The 18,997-nt window shown below is 54.4% G+C and carries 16 protein-coding genes; 12 read left to right on the top strand and 4 right to left on the bottom strand.

The window, feature by feature from the left end; genetic code table 11:
- Nucleotides 1-25: 25 nt before the first annotated feature.
- From ACR0K1_RS01570 to ACR0K1_RS01540, 7 genes are all read left to right on the top strand, one after another.
- A complete protein-coding gene (locus ACR0K1_RS01570) occupies nucleotides 26-1,072 on the top strand; it encodes a Gfo/Idh/MocA family protein (protein ID WP_480611488.1) in 1,047 nt (348 codons plus the stop codon).
- Nucleotides 1,073-1,074: 2 nt separating this feature from the next.
- Nucleotides 1,075-2,052 carry a hypothetical protein gene (locus ACR0K1_RS01565; RefSeq protein ID WP_480611489.1) on the top strand — a complete coding sequence of 326 codons (978 nt, stop codon included), beginning with the start codon at nucleotides 1,075-1,077 and terminating at the stop codon, nucleotides 2,050-2,052.
- Between the two features lie 30 nt (nucleotides 2,053-2,082).
- Nucleotides 2,083-2,709, top strand: coding sequence for an SIS domain-containing protein (locus ACR0K1_RS01560; RefSeq protein WP_480611490.1), 627 nt, complete (start codon nucleotides 2,083-2,085; stop codon nucleotides 2,707-2,709).
- Nucleotides 2,710-2,711: 2 nt separating this feature from the next.
- Nucleotides 2,712-3,500, top strand: a complete 789-nt coding sequence (locus tag ACR0K1_RS01555; protein ID WP_480848349.1) for an inositol monophosphatase family protein — start codon at nucleotides 2,712-2,714, stop codon at nucleotides 3,498-3,500.
- A gap of 25 nt (nucleotides 3,501-3,525) precedes the next feature.
- Complete coding sequence (locus ACR0K1_RS01550) at nucleotides 3,526-4,203, top strand: acylneuraminate cytidylyltransferase family protein (RefSeq protein WP_480848346.1); 678 nt, start codon at nucleotides 3,526-3,528, stop codon at nucleotides 4,201-4,203.
- 10 nt (nucleotides 4,204-4,213) lie between these two features.
- Entirely contained in the window at nucleotides 4,214-5,134 is a 921-nt protein-coding gene (locus ACR0K1_RS01545; protein ID WP_480848344.1) for a phosphoglycerate dehydrogenase, read from the top strand.
- A gap of 121 nt (nucleotides 5,135-5,255) precedes the next feature.
- Nucleotides 5,256-6,155 carry an SMP-30/gluconolactonase/LRE family protein gene (locus tag ACR0K1_RS01540; protein ID WP_480848342.1) on the top strand — a complete coding sequence of 300 codons (900 nt, stop codon included), beginning with the start codon at nucleotides 5,256-5,258 and terminating at the stop codon, nucleotides 6,153-6,155.
- A 107-nt stretch (nucleotides 6,156-6,262) separates the two neighbouring features.
- Here the strand turns inward: ACR0K1_RS01540 and ACR0K1_RS01535 are convergent, their stop codons facing one another.
- Nucleotides 6,263-7,615: a hypothetical protein gene (locus ACR0K1_RS01535; RefSeq protein ID WP_480611495.1), complete on the bottom strand. Its 1,353-nt coding sequence runs from the start codon at nucleotides 7,613-7,615 to the stop codon at nucleotides 6,263-6,265.
- A gap of 548 nt (nucleotides 7,616-8,163) precedes the next feature.
- Between ACR0K1_RS01535 and ACR0K1_RS01530 the strand changes: the two genes are divergently transcribed.
- The 5 genes from ACR0K1_RS01530 (at nucleotide 8,164) to ACR0K1_RS01510 (ending at nucleotide 15,720) form a co-directional block, all read left to right on the top strand.
- Nucleotides 8,164-11,319, top strand: coding sequence for a M10 family metallopeptidase C-terminal domain-containing protein (locus tag ACR0K1_RS01530; RefSeq protein ID WP_480848339.1), 3,156 nt, complete (start codon nucleotides 8,164-8,166; stop codon nucleotides 11,317-11,319).
- A gap of 219 nt (nucleotides 11,320-11,538) precedes the next feature.
- Entirely contained in the window at nucleotides 11,539-12,663 is a 1,125-nt protein-coding gene (locus ACR0K1_RS01525) for an FkbM family methyltransferase (protein ID WP_480848337.1), read from the top strand.
- Between the two features lie 30 nt (nucleotides 12,664-12,693).
- Complete coding sequence (locus tag ACR0K1_RS01520) at nucleotides 12,694-13,611, top strand: 6-hydroxymethylpterin diphosphokinase MptE-like protein (protein ID WP_480611498.1); 918 nt, start codon at nucleotides 12,694-12,696, stop codon at nucleotides 13,609-13,611.
- Between the two features lie 12 nt (nucleotides 13,612-13,623).
- Nucleotides 13,624-14,565, top strand: coding sequence for a glycosyltransferase family 2 protein (locus tag ACR0K1_RS01515; protein WP_480611499.1), 942 nt, complete (start codon nucleotides 13,624-13,626; stop codon nucleotides 14,563-14,565).
- A gap of 300 nt (nucleotides 14,566-14,865) precedes the next feature.
- Nucleotides 14,866-15,720 (top strand): GSCFA domain-containing protein, encoded by an 855-nt coding sequence (locus ACR0K1_RS01510; RefSeq protein WP_480848334.1) that lies wholly within the window; start codon nucleotides 14,866-14,868, stop codon nucleotides 15,718-15,720.
- Between the two features lie 120 nt (nucleotides 15,721-15,840).
- Here ACR0K1_RS01510 and ACR0K1_RS01505 read toward each other — a convergent pair whose 3' ends face one another.
- Genes ACR0K1_RS01505 through ACR0K1_RS01495 form a run of 3 tightly spaced genes read right to left on the bottom strand, consistent with a single transcriptional unit; the run spans nucleotide 15,841 to nucleotide 18,909 of the window.
- Complete coding sequence (locus ACR0K1_RS01505) at nucleotides 15,841-17,685, bottom strand: carbamoyltransferase family protein (RefSeq protein ID WP_480611501.1); 1,845 nt, start codon at nucleotides 17,683-17,685, stop codon at nucleotides 15,841-15,843.
- Between the two features lie 20 nt (nucleotides 17,686-17,705).
- Complete coding sequence (locus tag ACR0K1_RS01500; protein WP_480611502.1) at nucleotides 17,706-18,002, bottom strand: hypothetical protein; 297 nt, start codon at nucleotides 18,000-18,002, stop codon at nucleotides 17,706-17,708.
- Nucleotides 17,995-18,909, bottom strand: a complete 915-nt coding sequence (locus ACR0K1_RS01495) for a GDSL-type esterase/lipase family protein (RefSeq protein ID WP_480848331.1) — start codon at nucleotides 18,907-18,909, stop codon at nucleotides 17,995-17,997. Before ACR0K1_RS01495 ends, ACR0K1_RS01500 begins: the two co-directional genes overlap by 8 nt.
- Nucleotides 18,910-18,997 lie beyond the last annotated feature (88 nt).

The raw sequence follows: 18,997 nt of genomic DNA, 5'->3' as shown, positions 1-18,997 counted from the left end.
GCCACAATAATAGAGAGATTGGTTTATGACCTTGCGTGTGGCCATAGTCGGTTATGGCAAAATGGGGCGGATTCGCCACGAGGCTATGGAACGTCACGGCGGATTTGAAGTGGTCGTGGCCTGCGACACATCGTTGGATCCCGATGCAAGTGTTCCCATGGTTACAGACCCGCTGGCGGTTTACGACTATAACCCGGACGTCATCGTTTGCAGCGTGCCGAACATGATGATCCCGGACGTGGTGTGCACGGCGCTGGAACGCGGAAAACACGTATTCTCGGAAAAGCCACCCGGTCGCAACTCGGGTGATGTGCGCCGCATGATGGCCGCTGAACACGCGGCAAACGATCGGGTTTTGAAGTTCGGTTTCAATCACCGGGTCCATGACGCGATTGAAGAGGCAAAGAAGCTGATCGATGCCGGCACGATGGGTGAGCTCTATTTCATGCGCGGCGTTTACGGCAAGGCGGGCGGCCCGAACTATGCGCAGAACTGGCGCAATGACCCGGCACAGTCCGGTGGCGGCATTCTGATTGATCAGGGCATTCACATGCTGGATTTGTTTCAGATGTTTGCCGGTCGATTTGAGGACGTGCAAAGCTATGTCCAGCGCAATTTTTGGACAGATGTTCCGGTCGAAGACAATGCATTCGCGTTGATGAAGAATGCCGATGGCATCGTTGCCTCGGTCCACTCTTCCGCTACGCAGTGGCAACACACGTTTCGGCTTGAGCTTTATTTGCGCAATGGTTTTGTCTCGGTGGACGGCATCCTTTCGGCTTCTGGCAGCTATGGGACAGAGGTGCTTACGGTTGCGTTGAACAGGCTGGATGCAAGCGGCAATCCGATCCCGAACCCGGAAAGTCAGGAATTGCGCTTTACGGAAGACAAATCCTGGGACAAGGAAATTACCGAGTTTTACGACGCGGTTGTAAAGCACGAACCGTTGCGCTGCGGTACATCTCAGCAAGCGTTGGATGTGATGGAACTGGTCGAGAGAATTTACTCTGCCGATCCAGAGTGGCATCGAATACTGCAAGACCAAACCACGCTTTCCGATCAGGCAATCTGACAATGCAAACACCTGTTTTTCTTGATCATCTTCCGGATGTCAGCACCATCACCGGGGAAAAACCCGCCCAATACCGTCTTGCCCGTAACAAGGCGCTGTTAGAGTTGATGCTGGATGGCGATACTACCTGGACGGCGCGTCAGAATTGTCCGGCCTGCGGCGGAGATTTTGCCAGAAGCAAGAACTTTTCCCAGACACTGCTGGAATTTCAACGCTGCACCGGTTGCAACACCATTTATGCGCAGCGCGTTCCCGGCCAGCAGACGCTGGACCGTCTGCGGCTTGATCTCATCGGTCAGAAAGAAGCCGGAGATACAGGCAATAACCGCGAGTTCGAATTCATCTCGCTTATGAATTGGATCAGCCTGACCGAAGCGCGGCTGCAGCGCCCGCTTGATACAGTTGTCGATATTCGGTTTGCCTCGCAGGCGACCGCATGGCCTGAATCGACGCGGCGGTTAAGCCACAATCGCAGTTGGGATTTTCTGCCGCTCACCCCCGAAAACGCTGATTTTGACGATATCGGCGAGCGTCTGAGGAACATAGCACCCCGGGCAGTCTTGATGCCGACAGAGCTGGACCGGGTTGCCGACCCCGAGGCCCTGATGCGGACGATCAGGCAATCGGTTCCCGCCGGAACGGTGATTTTCATTGCCAGTTCCTGTGCGGACGGTCTGGAGTATGAAATCCTGGGGGCGGATTCCCCCAGCTTCATTCCACTTGATCGGCTGACCGTATTTTCCATCAAGGGCTTTCAGGCTTTTTGCGCACGGATCGGCCTTTCGGTTCTTGAAGTTTCGACGCCCGGTCGGCTGGATGCGGTCATTCTGGATCGCTACTTCAAGACCACCGAGAATTCTGATATCCCGTTCTGGTCTGGCTTTTTTCGAGAGGCAGACCAGAACCGCTTGCGTGACTTACAAATCCTGCTACAGCGCAGTCTGAGATCCGGGGTTCTGCGCTTTGTCCTGGAAGCCTAAGAGTGACCCATCTTCGAAGGATGAATGGATATGAAAGACTTTTTCCCAAACACGCGTTTCCCGAGTTGTGAAAGCTTTGCTGGCCAGTATTTCGACACCCTCGCGAAGGCGGCAGCACTAAGCAACCTGAGCGCACTGGATCAAGTTAGTGCGTTGCTTGTCGAAACGATCCAGGCGGGCAACTTCATCTATATCTGCGGCAATGGTGGCTCTGCCGGTATCGCCAACCATTCGTTGTGCGACTTTTTGAAATGTGTACGCACAGACACAGAGCTGAAACCCCGCTTCATGTCGCTTTCCGCGCATACAGAAATGAATTCGGCGCTTGCCAATGACATTTCATATGCCGAGGTTTTTGCCTACCAGCTGCAATCCATGGCGCGCCCCGGCGATCTGCTATGGACCGTAAGCTCGTCAGGAGACAGCGAGAATGTCGTGAGGGCGCTTGAAGCCTCCAAGGACATCGGCATGAAATCCATCTCGTTCACCGGGTTTTCCGGCGGGCGGTCAAAGGGCTTGGCGGATGTGAACGTGCATGTTGAGGCCACGAATTATGGCGTCATCGAAGACATCCACATGTCGTTCATTCATATTCTGACCCAGTATCTGCGTATGTCGAATATGGACGAAGCACTTATTGCCGAACGAAAGTTCTGATCATGCCCGCTCAGCCAGCGCCAGACGGCTTGCATGCGGCGTTGTGCGCCGCACTGCCCGGTTGGGTGAAAGAGGTATTCAACGAGCGGCCGGAAGTCTGGGACAAAGGCTCCGATGGATTGGACTTGGTCACCAGTCTGGACCTGAACATGCAAAAGCTGCTTGAGGCCAGGCTGCCGGGATTGCTTCCCGGTTCCTCGGTGGTGGGAGAGGAAGACTACCGCCCGCACGAAGGTTCAGGTCCGCTCTGGCTGGTTGACCCGCTGGACGGAACCGTGAATTTCGTTGCCGGAGTACCCGTTTACAGCGTTGCAGTGGTCTTGATCATCGGCGGCGAACCGGCGCTGTCCGCTGTCTATGATGTCGTGCAAAACGATCTTTATTCGGCGCAGAGGGGTGGTGGTGCTTGCCTGAACGGGGCGGCTTTGCAATCCACGCCCGGAAAATCAAAACTGGCGGTCGTGTCCTCGGGGTTGCTCAAAGATTTTGCAACTGTCGCGCCTGACGCGCTTGCACAGCTGCTGACCGAGTTCAAACTGCGCAATTTTGGCAGTCAGGCATTGCATTTGTGTTACGCCGCAGCCGGGCGTGTCAGCCTTGTTGCCAGCCGGGAAGCCAAAGGCTGGGATGACATGGCGGGTGCCCTGATCGCGCAGGAAGCTGGTCTGCGCTATGCCAGCTACGACGCCAGTGCTGTGTCGGTGCCGCTGGACGGCGATCAAAAAAGCCTTTGTGCGCCTCGGGAAATTTTTGAAAAGCATAAGCCGCTATTTGCACGCAGTTGCGCCTGAGTCGGCTATCGATGGGAAGGAAGATATGAAAACAATTGCAATGATACCGGCGCGCATGGGCAGCCAGCGTTTGAAGAAGAAGAACCTTGCCCCGCTCGCGGGGCAACCGCTGATTACCCACGCGATCGAGAAATGCAAGACCTCTGGCTGCTTTGACGAAATCTACGTCAATTCGGAAAACGCGGAATTCGGACCCATCGCCGATCAATACGGTATCAACTTTTACCAGCGCCCCGAGGAGTTGGGTAATTCAGTCGCAACATCAGAGCAGTTTGTTTATGACTTCCTGAAGAATGTCGATTGCGACCTTCTTATTCAGGTACATTCGATTGCGCCCTTGCTGACAGCCGAGGAAGTAAAGAACTTTGCCGAGGCGTTTATCGCATCGGACGCGGATGTGATGCTGTCCTGCATCCAGGACCGGATTGAGGTGGCGTACAAAGATCAGCCCGTGAACTTCACTTTCCAAGAGAAAACCAACTCGCAAGATCTGGAGCCCACCCAGCGCGTAACCTGGTCGATCACCGGTTGGCGTGCAAAGTCCTATATCGAGGCTGTAGAAGCGGGCACTATCGGCACTTACAACGGCAAGATCGCCTTTTACCCGGTCAGTGCGATCTCGGGCCACGTGATCAAAACGCAGGAAGACCTTGATATCGCCGAAGCTCTTTTGGGCGTTCTGGCAAAACGCAATAACGCATAAGGGTTCCGTCATGCATGTGCTTGTTTCCAACATCATGATGATAAACGAAAAAGATCGTTTTGACGCACTTTTGTGGGAGAAAGGGCTGACGCCAATCTGGCCTGAAGTGAACCAGTTCATGGCCGAACCGCAATGTCTGGAATACGCTCAAGACGTGGATGGTTGGCTCGCCGGTGATGATCAGATCACGCAAACCGTTCTCGAGGCTTATCTGCCGCGGCTCAAAGTGATCTCGAAATGGGGCACCGGTATCGACAGCATTGACCTTGACGCAGCACAGCGCCTGAACGTGCCGGTCTGCAATTCGCCGGGCGCGTTCCGGGATGCGGTCAGCGAATATGCAATTGGCCTGTTGCTTGCTGCGACACGCCGCCTGGCGCGCACCGACCGGATGATCCGTGCGGGTGAATGGCCAAAGGGGCGCTTTCCCGGAATGACCGGAAAGACCATGGGTGTTGTAGGTTATGGGGCCATTGGTCAGGGGGTGGGCCAAAGGGCGCGCGGACTGGGCATGAATGTGATTGCGCATGATCCCCATATGGATTCAGCGCCGGACGGCACGCAGATCGTTTCGTTTGATGACCTGTTGGATCAGGCCGATGTGATCTGTTTGTGCTGCAACCAAACGCCTGAGAACTATCATCTGATCAACGCAGATACGCTGGAAAAAGCCCGCGATCAGGTGATCCTGTGCAACGTGGCGCGCGGCGGGCTTGTGGATGAAGCGGCGCTGATTGACGCGCTGCAAAGTGGCAAAGTCGCGGCGGCGGCGCTGGATGTTTTTGAACAGGAACCTCTGCCCACCGATCATCCGCTGCTGCAGTTCGAAAACGTCGCCGTTTCAAGCCACAATGCCAACAGCACCGTGCAGGCCATTGAATATGTGCATGAAAACACGTTGAAAAACCTGTACCGGCACTTGGGGTTGTAGTCGTGCGGGGTGCTCTGCAAGCGGGATCGACGGCGAGAGGTGGGTTTGGTGGCCGACCACACCTGGCGGGTATCAGGCTGACCGGGAATACCTCTGAGGCGCATTTTTGTCCGGTTATTCTATGACCCATCAAGCGAAGATTTTTGATGATCGCCCCTGTACTCTTGGCGAAGGCCCCCTCTGGCATCCGGAGCGCCAGCAGCTTTTCTGGTTCGATATCGTCAATTCGAAACTCCTGTCGCGCGTCGTATCCCAGTCCTTTAACTGGCAATTCGACCGTAATGTCAGCGCTGCGGGTTGGATTGATCGGGACCATCTGCTGATTGCCAGCGAAACCGGGTTGAGCCGCTTCAATCTCCTATCAGGGTCCGAAGAAATGCTCTGCGACATCGAAGCCGACAACCCGTTGACGCGTTCTAACGACGGTCGGGCCGATCCCTGGGGTGGCTTTTGGGTGGGCACCATGAGCAAATCCGGAGACGCGGGCATGGGAACGCTCTACCGCTGGCGTCCGGACCACCATGGTGGCGGCGAATTGCGGGTTCTGAAGCGCGATTTGAGCACTCCCAACTCTATCTGCTTCGACCATAGCCGGGACTGCGCGTATTTTTCGGACACCAAAACCCGTATCATCTGGCGCTTCCAGGTTGACCCCGAAACCGGTTGGCCAGTGGGCGAGGCGGCGATGTTTGTCGATTTGCGCGCTACAGATGACCATACTGAACGCAAACCGGACGGTGCCGTGGTGGATGCAGAAGGATGCCTGTGGAGCGCTCAATGGGGTTCGGCCCGCGTCGCGCGCTACAGCCCCAAAGGTGCTTTCCTGTCCGCGATTGATCTCCCAACCGGCCACACGTCTTGCCCTGCGTTTGGGGGTCAGGATTTCCAGCATCTCTTTGTGACGACGGCGCGCCAGAAGCTGCCCGAAAATCGCCCGGAGTGGTTTGAACATGCCGGAAACACATTTGTTGTCCATTTGGATGTGCGTGGTAGTGCTGAACCGCGCGTTATTCTCAAATAGCAGTGCGCAAACCGGGCTTGGCGAAAACCTATTGTGCTAGGTGGCCTGAATTCAAGTCCGACCCGAACGCACACAGACGTCAGGCCGGTTCCTCAAGGTAGCAGCCGCTACTTCGCGAAAACCGATTGATTCACGAACTCTGCCAGCCGTTTGTTGCCCTCGGCGGACAGATGCCCGTCGTAGACCGGGTGGATCACATAAGGCCTTTTTTCTGGATACAACCCGGTCGCATCCAGAACCTCCACATGCCCGGCATCCTGAAACAACTGCTTTAGATCGACATAGGACTCAATTTCGCTGCCCGATTTTCCGGGGTGGAGGACAACGATCAGGCGCGCGTTGGGAATCTCCTGAACCTTATTCGCTACGAATTGCACGAGGTCCGAATAGGGCGCCGCCTCATACCCCAGCCGGTTAAGGGCCCTGCAGCGGCGTTCGCAGAAATAGTGGAGAGAGGAATAGAGGACGTACTTTTTGAACGAGTAATTTCTCAGGCGGCCGATCTTTGCAATTTGACCGTCCGCAACCTCAAACCTTGGGTAATTGGGATGGTAGTATAGCGTTTCGATGTAACCACCCGCGCTGCGCCCCACATGTCCGATATAGGCGACGTATACGAATGTGACCGGTTCACGCTCTGCTATTTCTGCAACATCCTCAAACCGCTCGTTCAGCAGAAATGCGTTCTGCCCGATACCCCAACCGCTCAGCGCCCAAATGTCTCCGCGCATGCCGGTCAACTCGGACAGGTAATAGGGTATCGTCTGATCATCCCGGACGCCGTCCCCAAAGACGCGAGAGCCGCCAATGAAAATCAGCCGCCCCTCTGTGCGGACAGGTGCGGGGTTCACGCGTTCCGCGTTATCGTCGGTCTTCAGAAAATACTCGCTCAGCAGCTCTTCGCCGAGAACCTGATTGGTCTTTTGCCCCTCGCAATTTGCTTTGCGCCGGTAGCCGAGATTGGGATCGATAGCATAGCCGCAGTCTACATGCCCCGGGGCAGGCACACGGGCAAAAGCCGATCCAGAAGAACTGGTGTCGCCGGACTTATCAAACAGCAAAGTTTCAATCAGCGGGAAACAGACGATTAAACCAAATATCGTGAACGCGGAAACCCAGGCCGACGACCCGATGCCCAGCAACACCGTGCCGATATAGAAAGGCATCAGCAGCACCAGAAAGTGACTGTCAGGGGTGCCGATCACGTTGTCGACGTAACCTGTTGACCAGAGGGCATAAATCACAGGGAAGTAAAGCACAGCCGAAACCAGCTTGACCCAGAATGAACCGAATAAGAAAACCACAAAATATATTAAAACGAGTGTCGCATAGACCAAGTGGTGCGCCAGGTCTGCGGAAAAAAACATGCTCCAGCCCAGCATCAGGATGGCGTAACTAGCTTTGAAGAAAAACTCTGCAGGCGAGATGCCGAAGCGGTTCAGAAAACGAGCGGACGACATAGTACATACCTCAGTAGACAAATTGCTTTAAGTCAATCATTGCATCCGGGGTCAAGTGCTGAATGTGTTACTTCTTCATTGTGCGGTTGATACCGAAATCGGCCCAGTCGGTTCCTTTCCTTGAGTATGCATCCTTTGACGTCGCGCATGCAGGGGCTGTCCATGACCTCGGGTCAAGCAGGAAATTATGGCTATCCGGACACAAAAACGAACAATATAGTAAAAGCGTTTTAGCACCTCGGACACACAGCTGTTCTTGGGGGTGAAGCTGGATGTTAAATCTGGTAATCGGTTGTTTTTCTTTAAAAATACAGGGTTCGGTTTGTGGCATCTTTGCATTGGCAAAGTTATCGCGGAAGGCACCGATTGTGACACATTTCCCTCTTGTTTTGGCCACAACGTTGATTCATCAATAGGCCAATTTTGAGTATCAGACGCGTCGACCACGACAGTTGCCGCGTCAGTCTGGTTGTTTGAACGAATATGTTAACCTTGGTGCTGGCCCTGGATTTTGCCAGCAAAGAAATCAATAAGTAAGGCTAAAGAGCATGACACCTTCTTCCCACGATCAGATTGCCAACTATTTGGTATATGAAGGGGGCACTAAAGCGACCAGCTGGTCGTCCAGTTCAATTACCGTCAATCTTTCGGGCCTGCCTTCGGCGGTAAAGACAATGGCTCGGCTGGCCTTGTCCACGTGGGAAGATCTGACTGGGGTCAGCTTTTCCGAAACCTCCTTCGGCGCGCAGATCGCTATCGATGACAATCTGTCTGGGGCTTATGCCGCATCCCGCTATTTTCCTGGTGCCACAAAAAACACCCTGTTCGACGTGGATATCAATATCAGCGCCAGCTGGGTTCTGTCCTATGGTATCGGGACGGACACCTATTCTTTCCAGACCTATGTTCACGAAATCGGCCATGCGCTAGGCTTGGGTCACGCCGGGAATTACAACGGCAACGCCACTTTCGGGCAGGACAATCTTTTCAACGATGACAGCTGGCAAACCTCGGTCATGTCCTATTTCTCGCAAACCGAGAACACGTTTACCAACGCGTCGTTTGCGTTTGTAGTCACGCCGATGATCGCAGATGTGCTGGCCATGTGGGAACTCTATGGCAGAACGAATGATCTGAGGGATACGAATACGGTATACGGCGTTGGGTCAACCGCCGGAGGGGTTTACGACGAAATCTCCAGCATCGGAGATTCGGTGACATTCAACATTGTAGATGACGGCGGGTGGGACATCATTGATTTCTCGAATGATACCCAAAACCAAACCGTGAATCTGAATGCCGAAGAATACTCTGATGTCTACGGGCTGGTCGGAAACATGGCGATCATGCGCCATACGGTGATCGAACAGTATAACGCGGGGCAGGGCAGTGACACGATCACCGGGAACTCGGCGTCAAACGTCCTGAATGGCAATGGCGGCAACGATACAATCTACTCCAAGTCCAACGGGTCCAACAACAACACAATCAACGGCGGCAACGGCAATGACACAATCTACCTTGCCAATGGCACAGGGGCGGACACGGTCAACGGGAATGCGGGCAACGATACCGCTGTCGTGCGAAACAACACCGGATCCTTCACCGGAGGTGTCGGTGTCGATACCGTTCGGTTTGTTGCCGGAATGAACAACTATCTGCTCAACACCAATGGCGGCAGTTACGAGTTCTACAATGTCCTGACAGGCCGGACCTTTACCGTGGCAAACGATGTGGAGCGGTTTCAGTTCTCCAACGGGTCGCTCAGCCTGACCAAGTCCGAGCTGGCATCGGCAACGCAGATCGTGGACATCGAAACCACCGGCACAGCACTGCGGCATGCCAATCAAGGGATCTACCTTGTGGGCGGCAACTCGGGAGATATCGTTGTAACCAAAAGCGGCGATGTTGTCGGCGATGGAACCATAAACGGGTGGTCTGCGATCCAGGCGCAATCCAACGGCTCTGGCGGCTACAACCTGCTTTGGAAAAGCGACAACGGCGATTTTTATGAGTGGACCCTGAACAGTCAGGGGGCGCAGGTGAGCGGGACAGCCGTTGCCAACGCCGTCGACCGGGAGGTCTTCTATGGTGCGGACCTCAACAATGACGGCACGATAGGGCACACGACGTCGTCGGTTGAAAACAACGGTTCCCTTGAGCTGATCCTTTCAACGCATGGCATGTACCTGATCAACGGCACCACGGAGATTACCAAAAACGGGGTTGCCATGGGGCCAGATTCGATCCCCGGTTGGACGCCGATACAGGTCGAGGCCTCTGGCGGCGGGTACCGCGTGCTGTGGCAGAGCAGTTCCGGCGGCTATTATGAATGGACGCTCGACGGCCAGGGTGAAATCATCAGTGGCAGCGCCATCGGCAACGTCATCGATGTCGAAAACTTCTATGGGGGTGACCTCAACAACGACGGCCGGACCGGCCATTTCAACACCTCTGTCGAAAATGACGGATCGAACGATCTGATCTTGTCGTCGCGGGGCATGTATCTGATCGACGGCTCCACTGAGATCACCAAGAACGGCGTGGCCATGGGGCCTGACTCCATCCCAGGTTGGACACCGGTTCAGGTCGAGGCCTCTGGCGGCGGGTACCGCGTGCTGTGGCAGAACAACTCGGGCAGCTACTATGAATGGACGCTCGACAGTCAGGGCGAGCTTGTCAGCGGCGCCGCCGTCGGCAATGTCATCGATGTCGAAGCCTTTTACGGGGTCGACCTCAACAACGACGGTCGGACCGGCCATTTCAACACCTCTGTCGAAAACGACGGATCGAACGAATTGCTGTTGTCGTCACGGGGCATGTACCTGATCGACGGCTCTACGGAGATCACCAAGAACGGGGTTGCCATGGGACCCAACTCCATCCCTGGCTGGACACCGGTTCAGGTCGAGGCCTCGGGCGGCGGCTACCGCGTGCTGTGGCAGAACAACTCTGGCAGCTACTATGAATGGACGCTGGACAGTCAGGGCGAGCTTGTCAGCGGCGCCGCCGTCGGCAATGTCATCGATGTCGAAGCCTTTTACGGGGTCGACCTCAACAACGACGGTCAAACCGGCCATTTCAACACTTCTGTCGAAAACAACGGATCGAACGAACTGCTCTTGTCGACGCAGGGCATGTACCTGATCGACGGCTCTACAGAGATTACCCGAAACGGGGAGGCCATGGGACCGGACTCCATTCCCGGCTGGACACCGATTCAGGTCGAAGCCTCTGGCGGCGGGTACCGCGTGCTGTGGCAGGGCAGTTCCGGCGGCTATTATGAATGGACGCTGGACAGTCAGGGTGAGCTTGTCAGCGGCGCCGCCGTCGGCGACGTCGCCAGCGTTGAGAGTTTTTATGGCGTAGATATTGACGGAAGTGGCTCGATTGGGGCCGCTGCCGCTAATCAGCCCATTCAGGTCTCGGTCAGCAGTCAAGCCGAACTATTGCCACCCAATCAGACCGATTTGGCCGTTGACGACCCACAGGACGATCTCGAATTCGACTTCATCCCGAACATAGATGTAGGCATCGAAGAAGGCGACACTGTGTTGCGTGTGATGGACAGTAGCGACAATGGGCTCCCCGGTGCTGAAAACGCTAGGGCCAAAATCTGGGACAGTATCGCGGACTCAGAATTTGGGCAGGATGCAGATATCCTTTCTCCCGGTGTTCTCGAGGAGGAGTTCTTTTTCCTTTGAGCCGGGCATAGTCCTTTCATCGCGTTCGAAAGCGGGCTTGCAGCGCTCAGAAGTCGAGAACTGCAAGCTTACGCGATGTGAAATCCTGACCGGCGTCATACTGCTTTGGGGATGCCAATCCCGTCGCCGCTGGCCACTTGTTCGATCGTTGCTTTGTTGCTAAGCAGCATCCAATTGAGCGGGCCCTCAGGCCGCGCGCCCGTAGCAGAATGGCCCCCTATGCCCTCATTTCGACAGGTATTCAGATCTTTGCGAGAGGGGCGTCGCCGCCCGAACTTCACCGAACAGCGTTTAGAAACGATGTCTCGCCAGCTTGAAGCTTTGGAGCAAGGCCTGAACCGTCTTCAAACGCGCCAGTTGGAACGCAGCGAGTTTTTGCTGCAAGCTATACGCAGTTCTGACCGCAGCCTTAGCCTGGATATCAAGGCTTTGTCCAAAGCGAAGGAGAACGTTCCGGCAGGGCAAGCCTCATTGGCCGATCTGCGCGCGGCTTTGGCTGACCCCAGTCACAAACCCCGCCGATTGCCCAAGCTCAAGGATGTATTCAGCGAATACCCTAATGTTCTTGAAGAAGGCAAACCCCTTGAACTATGGGGCTATGATGTAGAGTACCTTGATCCCAAGGCACTTTGGATTCAGCTCAATGAACTGATCTTTCGCCGCGAGTACATTTTTTCGCACGATTTCGACGCACCCCATCGGATTATCGATGGCGGCTCCAACATTGGCCTGTCCGTTTTGTTTTTCAAGGCGATCTACCCCAATGCGCATGTGGTTGCGTTCGAGCCCAACGAAGAGTGCTACGAAGTGGCGCGCAGAAACATTGACCGTAACAACCTAAGCGATGTGACATTGGTGAAAGCGGCGCTCGGTCCCGAGAGCGGCTCTGCCAGGCTTTATCTCAGTGACACTGACAGTATGGCCGCCTCGCTTGCTCCGCGTCGGATCACCGAGGAAATGGAAAACAACGCCGTTGATGTTCCGATGGAAGGATTGAGTAGCTACCTGGAGACGCCGGTGGATTTCCTCAAGCTCGACATCGAGGGTAACGAGGCCGAGGTACTGGACGCTGCGCGCGACAAGTTGGGCAACGTGCGCAACCTCTTTTGCGAGTATCATTTTTCGGAAACCCAGCCAGACAAAAACAAGCTGCGCGATATTATCGATGTCCTTGATGATGCTGCGTTTGATTTTCAGGTGGGCAAGTCCTTGTGGTTTGGCGAACACTCCGAGTCGGCACCCATGGATTTCATTGGCAAGGACTATAGCGGCGTGATCTACGCCAAACACCGCGCTAGCAGGATGGCGGGTTCTGACATGCCTGCGGACGCCGCAGAAGTCTGACCGCTACAGCGACTAAGGGTGAAACGCATCATGTTCAGCAAGCTTTTCAAAAGCTCACAAATCGGCGGCAACGGGGCAGGCACCTCTGCGTCTTCCGAACAGCGTATTGCGCAGTTGGAGGAAACTGTGAAGACGCTGGAAAAGACGGTTCAGAACCGCACCAACGAGATTAACAAACTAAAATACAAAAGCGTTTTGTCCGACCGCACCTTTGAAAGCCTCTTTCGCGGCTTTTATGGCCGGTCATTGCACGATTTTGTTGGCCGCCATGCAGGAGAGAGGTGTTTTGTCGTGGGCAACGGCCCTTCGCTCAACAAAATCGACATGTCCCGCCTGAAGGATGAGGTGACGCTCGGCGCCAACCGGGCCTTCATCGGGTTTGAGAAATGGGGGTTTTCCTACGACTATTGGATGGTCCAGGATCGCATCCTGGCCGATCAAAGTGCCGATGAATTCTGCGAAAACCTGCCGAAAGAGATGATCAAATTCATCCCTTATACGATCTTGCGGCATTTCGATATTGCCCGGCTGGACAACGTGGTGCCGTTCCATTTGGACTACACGCGGCAATGTTCTTTCTCGAACGATCCTTCCGCATTGCATGAAGGGTTCACCGTCACGGTGGGGTTGCTGCAGGTCGCCGCCATCATGGGCTTTACCAAAATCGTGCTGGTCGGGGTCGATCACAGCTATCAGATTCCCAAAAACAATGTGAACGACGACAAAAAATGGTCAGGCCAGGGCCTTTCGAACCATTTTTCCGAGGATTACACTAACTTCAAAAATGGCCAGGTGTGGGAAATGCCTGATATAGACAAGATGACCCGGGCCTATGAAGCGGCAGCAGCCTGGGGCCGGGAAAATGGCATCGAGATCGTAAACGCCTCGCCCGGAACCCATCTTGAAGCTTTCCCAAAAGTTGAATTTGAAAGCCTGTTCCAATCCTGATTGCTGCGTGACATGCCCAAGATTTCAATCGTCGTTCCCATTTACAATACCGAAGCCTATTTGCGGCAGTGCCTGGATTCGATTCTGGCGCAGACGCATGAAGACATCGAAGTCATTTGCGTGGACGACCGAACACCGGATGGATCAGTCGATATCGTAAGGGACTATATGGCTGGTGACGACCGGGTATGTCTTTTGTCCCACAGTGTAAATCAAGGGCTGGGGCCCGCCCGCAATACAGGTATCCAGGCTGCCACGGGTGAGGTTATCGGCTTTGTAGACAGCGACGATTGGGTCGATCCCGAAATGTTCGCCACCCTCTGGGCGGTGATGGATCGCGACAAGGCTGACATTGTCCAGTGTTCTGCGCGTCGCATCAAAAATGGCAACAACATAGGTTCTTATCCGAAATCTGCAGGTACGCGGGATAGCTTTGTCATGCATTCAATGTTTGGCGAGGGTCCTCGGCTGGTCGGCGCGGCCTGGAACAAGATCTACCGGACGCGGCTTTTCCATGACAATGGCATTGCCTATCCGCCGATCCTTTTCGAGGACGTGGCCACCACGCCACGGCTGGTGCATTTGTCCAAGCGCGTGTCGAGCGTAACCGAAAGTTATCTGAACTACCGGTTCCGCGATGACAGTATTGTCAACTCGGTAAACCAGGACACTTTGGTCAAAAGGATCGACGGCCTGCTCACGGCTGCTAAAATCCTTGGTGGGTTTTTTAACCAGCGGAATGCGTATTCTCTGGAGTTCATTCTCAACTTTCGGACATTCATGCTGCATCAGATCGGGAACAACCTGCGTACCGCACAAGCCCTGCCCAACGCGGACGACACGTCGGAGCGATGCCATAAGGTTCTGCGGGCGCATTTCTCGGACCAAGACCGGGACGCACTGTATTTTTTCCCAGACCAGACGGAACTTCTTGAGCGGTTTGGCGCACAGTGAAAAAACAGCTTCTACCCGTCGTTCCGCCCGTAGGATAAACTAATCGCCGAGCCTCTGGTTTTACTTGATAGGATAAACTCCGTGATCTCTTTCATCGAACGTCGTTACAAGCAATGGACCCGAGGGACCTCTGGTAAGCCCAAAGGTGATTTACCTCCGGGCTCATCCGGCATGCCTGGCGCTGCGACTTCGTTTGTCGAGCGTCACTACAAGCAATGGTCGCGCGGACTGGACGAAAAGTTCAAGACCGAGGGGCACGCGCCGCATGACGCCTGCACCCGGCTGGTTCAGGATGATTTCGTGGACATCGCCTTTCATCCTAAATTCAAGCTTGCCAAGGATGCCAGCTATTTTGCTATCGGTTCCTGTTTCGCGCGCAATATCGAAGCAGCTCTTCTGAAGGAAGGGTATCCGGTGTTGTCGCTTGATATTGAACTGCCACCCGAGGCCGAAGAGCGCATCTTTTACTTCCGAAGCGAAGTGATGACCAAGTTTAACCCGCACTCAATGGAAATCGAGATTGAGCGTGCATTCTCCGACACACCGCCCGAATACGGACTGATCGAACTGAACAAAGGTAAACTCTGGAACCCTCAACTTCATCAGGTGGGGGAGCTTTCGGCCGAAGGCCAGTTGGAAACGACCAAAGCGGTCCGCAAAACCGTTCGTAAAATTGCGGACGCCGATGTGATTTTCATAACGCTCGGTCTGACTGAAACTTGGTGGGACACCAAGACGAACACGCCTCTCAACGATGCGCCCGCGGACTGGCGTTTTGCCAAACGGACCGGCCGTTTTGAGTTTCGAAATACCGGGTTTGCCGAAAGCTATAAGAGTGTAAATCGATTGCTGGACCTGATCCGGGCCAATTCCAAGCGTGATCCGAAGATCATCCTGACGGTGTCGCCCGTGCCCCTTTTGCGCACGTTCACGGATCAGGACATTATTGTTGCAAACTCCTATTCGAAATCGACCCTGCGTTCCGTTGCGACCGAAATCGCAAGCGAACACGAGGATGTCGACTATTTCCCCAGTTTCGAAATGGTCACGTACTCGCCGCGACATCTGGCTTGGCGGCACGACCAGCGCCACGTGGAGAAACCGATGATCTGGAGTGTCACAAGACGCTTCAGAGAGGCCTATATCGAAAACTAAGCTCTGGGAAAGAAGGTAAATTTGCTGTTCGCAAGGCCATGTATTTGCGAACAGAATCTTCCCCATTGACTCCTGTGTCGAGACGCCCGGTTGAAAATCCGTTGCGTATTAGGGCGCAGCTCAGTCGTCTTCGAACTTCTGAAAATACCGAAAACACACAATCGGGTCCTGTTCTTTCTTGCTGACAAGAAACGGGCCTATGGCCAGATGATCCAGATCGGTATTCACAAAACACCTGAATGCATCCTCCGGTGTGCAGACGATTGGCTCGCCTCGGACATTGAAGCTGGTGTTAACCAAAATCGGGCAATCGGTGAGCCCCCGAAACTCTTCGATCAGGGCATGAAACTCTGGATTGGTTTTCTTACTAACGGTCTGAACCCGGGCCGAATAATCCACGTGAGTTACCGCAGGGATCTTACTGTGATCCGTTTCGGGCCGGATGTCCTGACCTTCGTCGGTGGTGGCTTTGTTGCCGCTGTCCTTGGTGCAATGTTCTTCCTTCACTTGCGTGACAAGCGACATGTACGGGCTTGCGCCATCGAATTGAAACCACTCGCCGGTGAACTCTTCCAATACCGCCGGTGCAAACGGTCTGAAGGATTCCCGCTTTTTCACCTGAAGGTTCAGTTTGCGTTGCATTACGCGCGAGCGTGGATCCGCGAGAATGGACCGGTTACCAAGCGCGCGCGGGCCGAATTCCATTCTTCCCTGAAACCACGCCACGGAACTTCCATTGGACAGTTCCGAAGCGATTGTTTCGCGCAGCTCTTTCATCGGCAATTCCGTAAAACTCGCGCCCATAGCTGTGAGCCGCGCACGAATATCGTCGGCATCGAAGGCCGGCCCCAGATATGCCCCTGACATGCCGTCAGATTGGGAAACAACCTCTCGTTCCTTCCCCTCAACCACATGATGCCCGTAAAGCGTGGCCCCAAGTGCCCCGCCCGCGTCGCCTGCTGCTGGTTGCACCCAAAGGTTTCCTGCACCGACTTCCTGAGACAACCGGCCATTTGCAACAGAATTCAGGGCGACCCCCCCTGCAAGACAGATCGAGCTGCAACCCAATTCCGAAAGTGCTGTGGCCGAGAGTTTTAGAACAATATCTTCGACCACGCGTTGAATGGAAGCTGCGACATCGGCATAGGTTTTTGTCAACAAAGAGTCGGCGTCCCGATGTGGAACGCCAAAAAGCCTTCCCAGCTTTTCCGCAACCAGATCATTTCTGGAGAAACCCTGAAAATACGCCTGATTGATCTCGAACGAACCATCGTCGTTGATGGAGATAAGCTCATCCCGGATTTGTTTTTCAAAAACCGGGTCACCGTAGGGTGCGAGCCCCATCATTTTATACTCACCCGAATTAATTTTGAATCCGGTGAAATGCGTGAAGGCTGAATAAAGCAGGCCCAGGGAATTCGGGTACTTCATTTCCTTGAGCATCGATATCTTGTTTGCTTCGCCCAAAGACAGGCTTGCGGTGGCATGTTCACCAACCCCATCCAGCGTGAGCACGGCAGCCCGATCAAAAGGCGACGGAAAAAACGCGCTTGCTGCATGAGCGGTGTGGTGCTCGACAAACATCAGGTTCGATTTGCAATCGAAATCCGGGACAGCGCTACAGATTCTTTCTTCTATGTCCCTGTGTTGGAACAAATGGCCGCCCAACCAGCGCGACATCGCCTCGTCAAACTCTTCTTTGCCGTCCGAAGGCAGGCCAAGCACGGTCTCGACAATTCGGTCGAATTTCAGAAGCGGGTTTTCGTAAAAGACGATCTTCTCAACGCTTTCGCCATGCGCTGCCGCCTGAGCGACGCAGTACTCTAACGCGTGGGACGGAAAGGAGGCATCGTGACGCTTGCGGGTAAAGCGTTCTTCCTGCGCAGCCGCCAGCACCGAACCATCGCTTCCGACACACGCCGCAGCAGCGTCATGGTAAAAGCAAGAAATACCAATTATCGCCATGATGTTCTTTCGTTCTCTATTCAGTAGAGGGGATATTTGTATTGCAAAAGCGCGCTGACGGGCGTGTGCAAACGATACTCATCTTCATCAGATGAAATCTTGATGCATTCTTCCAGGAACGCCGCCGCGCCCGTCCTGCCCATCGTGTGGAAAAGGGCCGCCGCTTCCTTGAAGTTCTCAGGCAGGTCCCGGGCGTGGAGGACAACGGATTCATCTGAATCCCGCACACTCCACCCAGTCTGGCTTGGCTTGGCATCTGCGTTGCCGGACCCCAAAGATCTGGACTTTTCCCATAGCCTGTCGAGCGCATCACTCATTCTTCAGCCCCTTGATGTCGAAACGTTTGCCCATTTCGTGAACCATTGCCTGGGCGATAACCCGGTCGCCAGCCTCATTCTGGTGCCTGTAATCCCGGTACAACTTGACCTTACCGTCGAACAGTAGGCTCAGATCACAACAATGCGCATAGCTATCCGGCTGTGACTGCAACTGGTCGCGAACGGAATTGTAGAAGCCGATTGCTACATCCCGGTAGATACTTCCGTCATTCATGTACTTGCTGGCAAAAGGCTCCAGCATGCTCGTTCGTTCCTGTTCATCAAGGTTGTAGTCACCAAAGATCATTGTCGGCTGCAAACAACACAACAGCTGCGTACCCGCATCGGCACACAGCGCCTGCATCAATCGCATGTTGCGCAGCCAGACCTCGCTCTTGTCATCGCGATGGGGCAGTCCGCCAACCCAGTCGCCAAACGCCTCTGTTGACTCGCAAAGGTATTCTGCGACGCGCCGTTGGTACGAGTGCAAGAGCGGATACTCCGGGCGCGTATGCCCCCAGGTGAAATCATTAATTCCGGACAGTGAGACAACCAGGTCAGGCTTGATGGACGGCAGGTCCCTGAGAACTTTGATGAGTTCCTGACTGGACGAATACCCCGCAACACCGCCGTTCAGAATGACGGCGTTAACCCCTTGATCAATCAGGATATCCCCAAGAAACGCCGGCCACCGTGCGCTCCCAAAGTCAGTTGTCGAGCCTCCGATCGTGAGAATGACAATATCCTTGTCTTTCAATCCCTCTCCCTGCGGCCAAATATCATAGCCTGGGATCGCGTTATTCTTCTTCGAGTAACCCAGAAAGGGGTCGTAAACACTGTAATCGGGTTTTTCATATGGGAAAGCTTCACCTAGATTTTCGTAGGGCGTCGTCACTTTGGTGTTCATTCTTCGCACTCTCCTTTTCCGGTGGTGATAGAGGCAGCTTTCTGGTGCTTCAACCCAGCGCAAGGTGCGATTGCGGGATTATGCGCAA

This window comes from Ruegeria sp. F5 (genome assembly GCF_056533845.1).
This window is presented reverse-complemented; position numbering and strand designations above follow the sequence as displayed.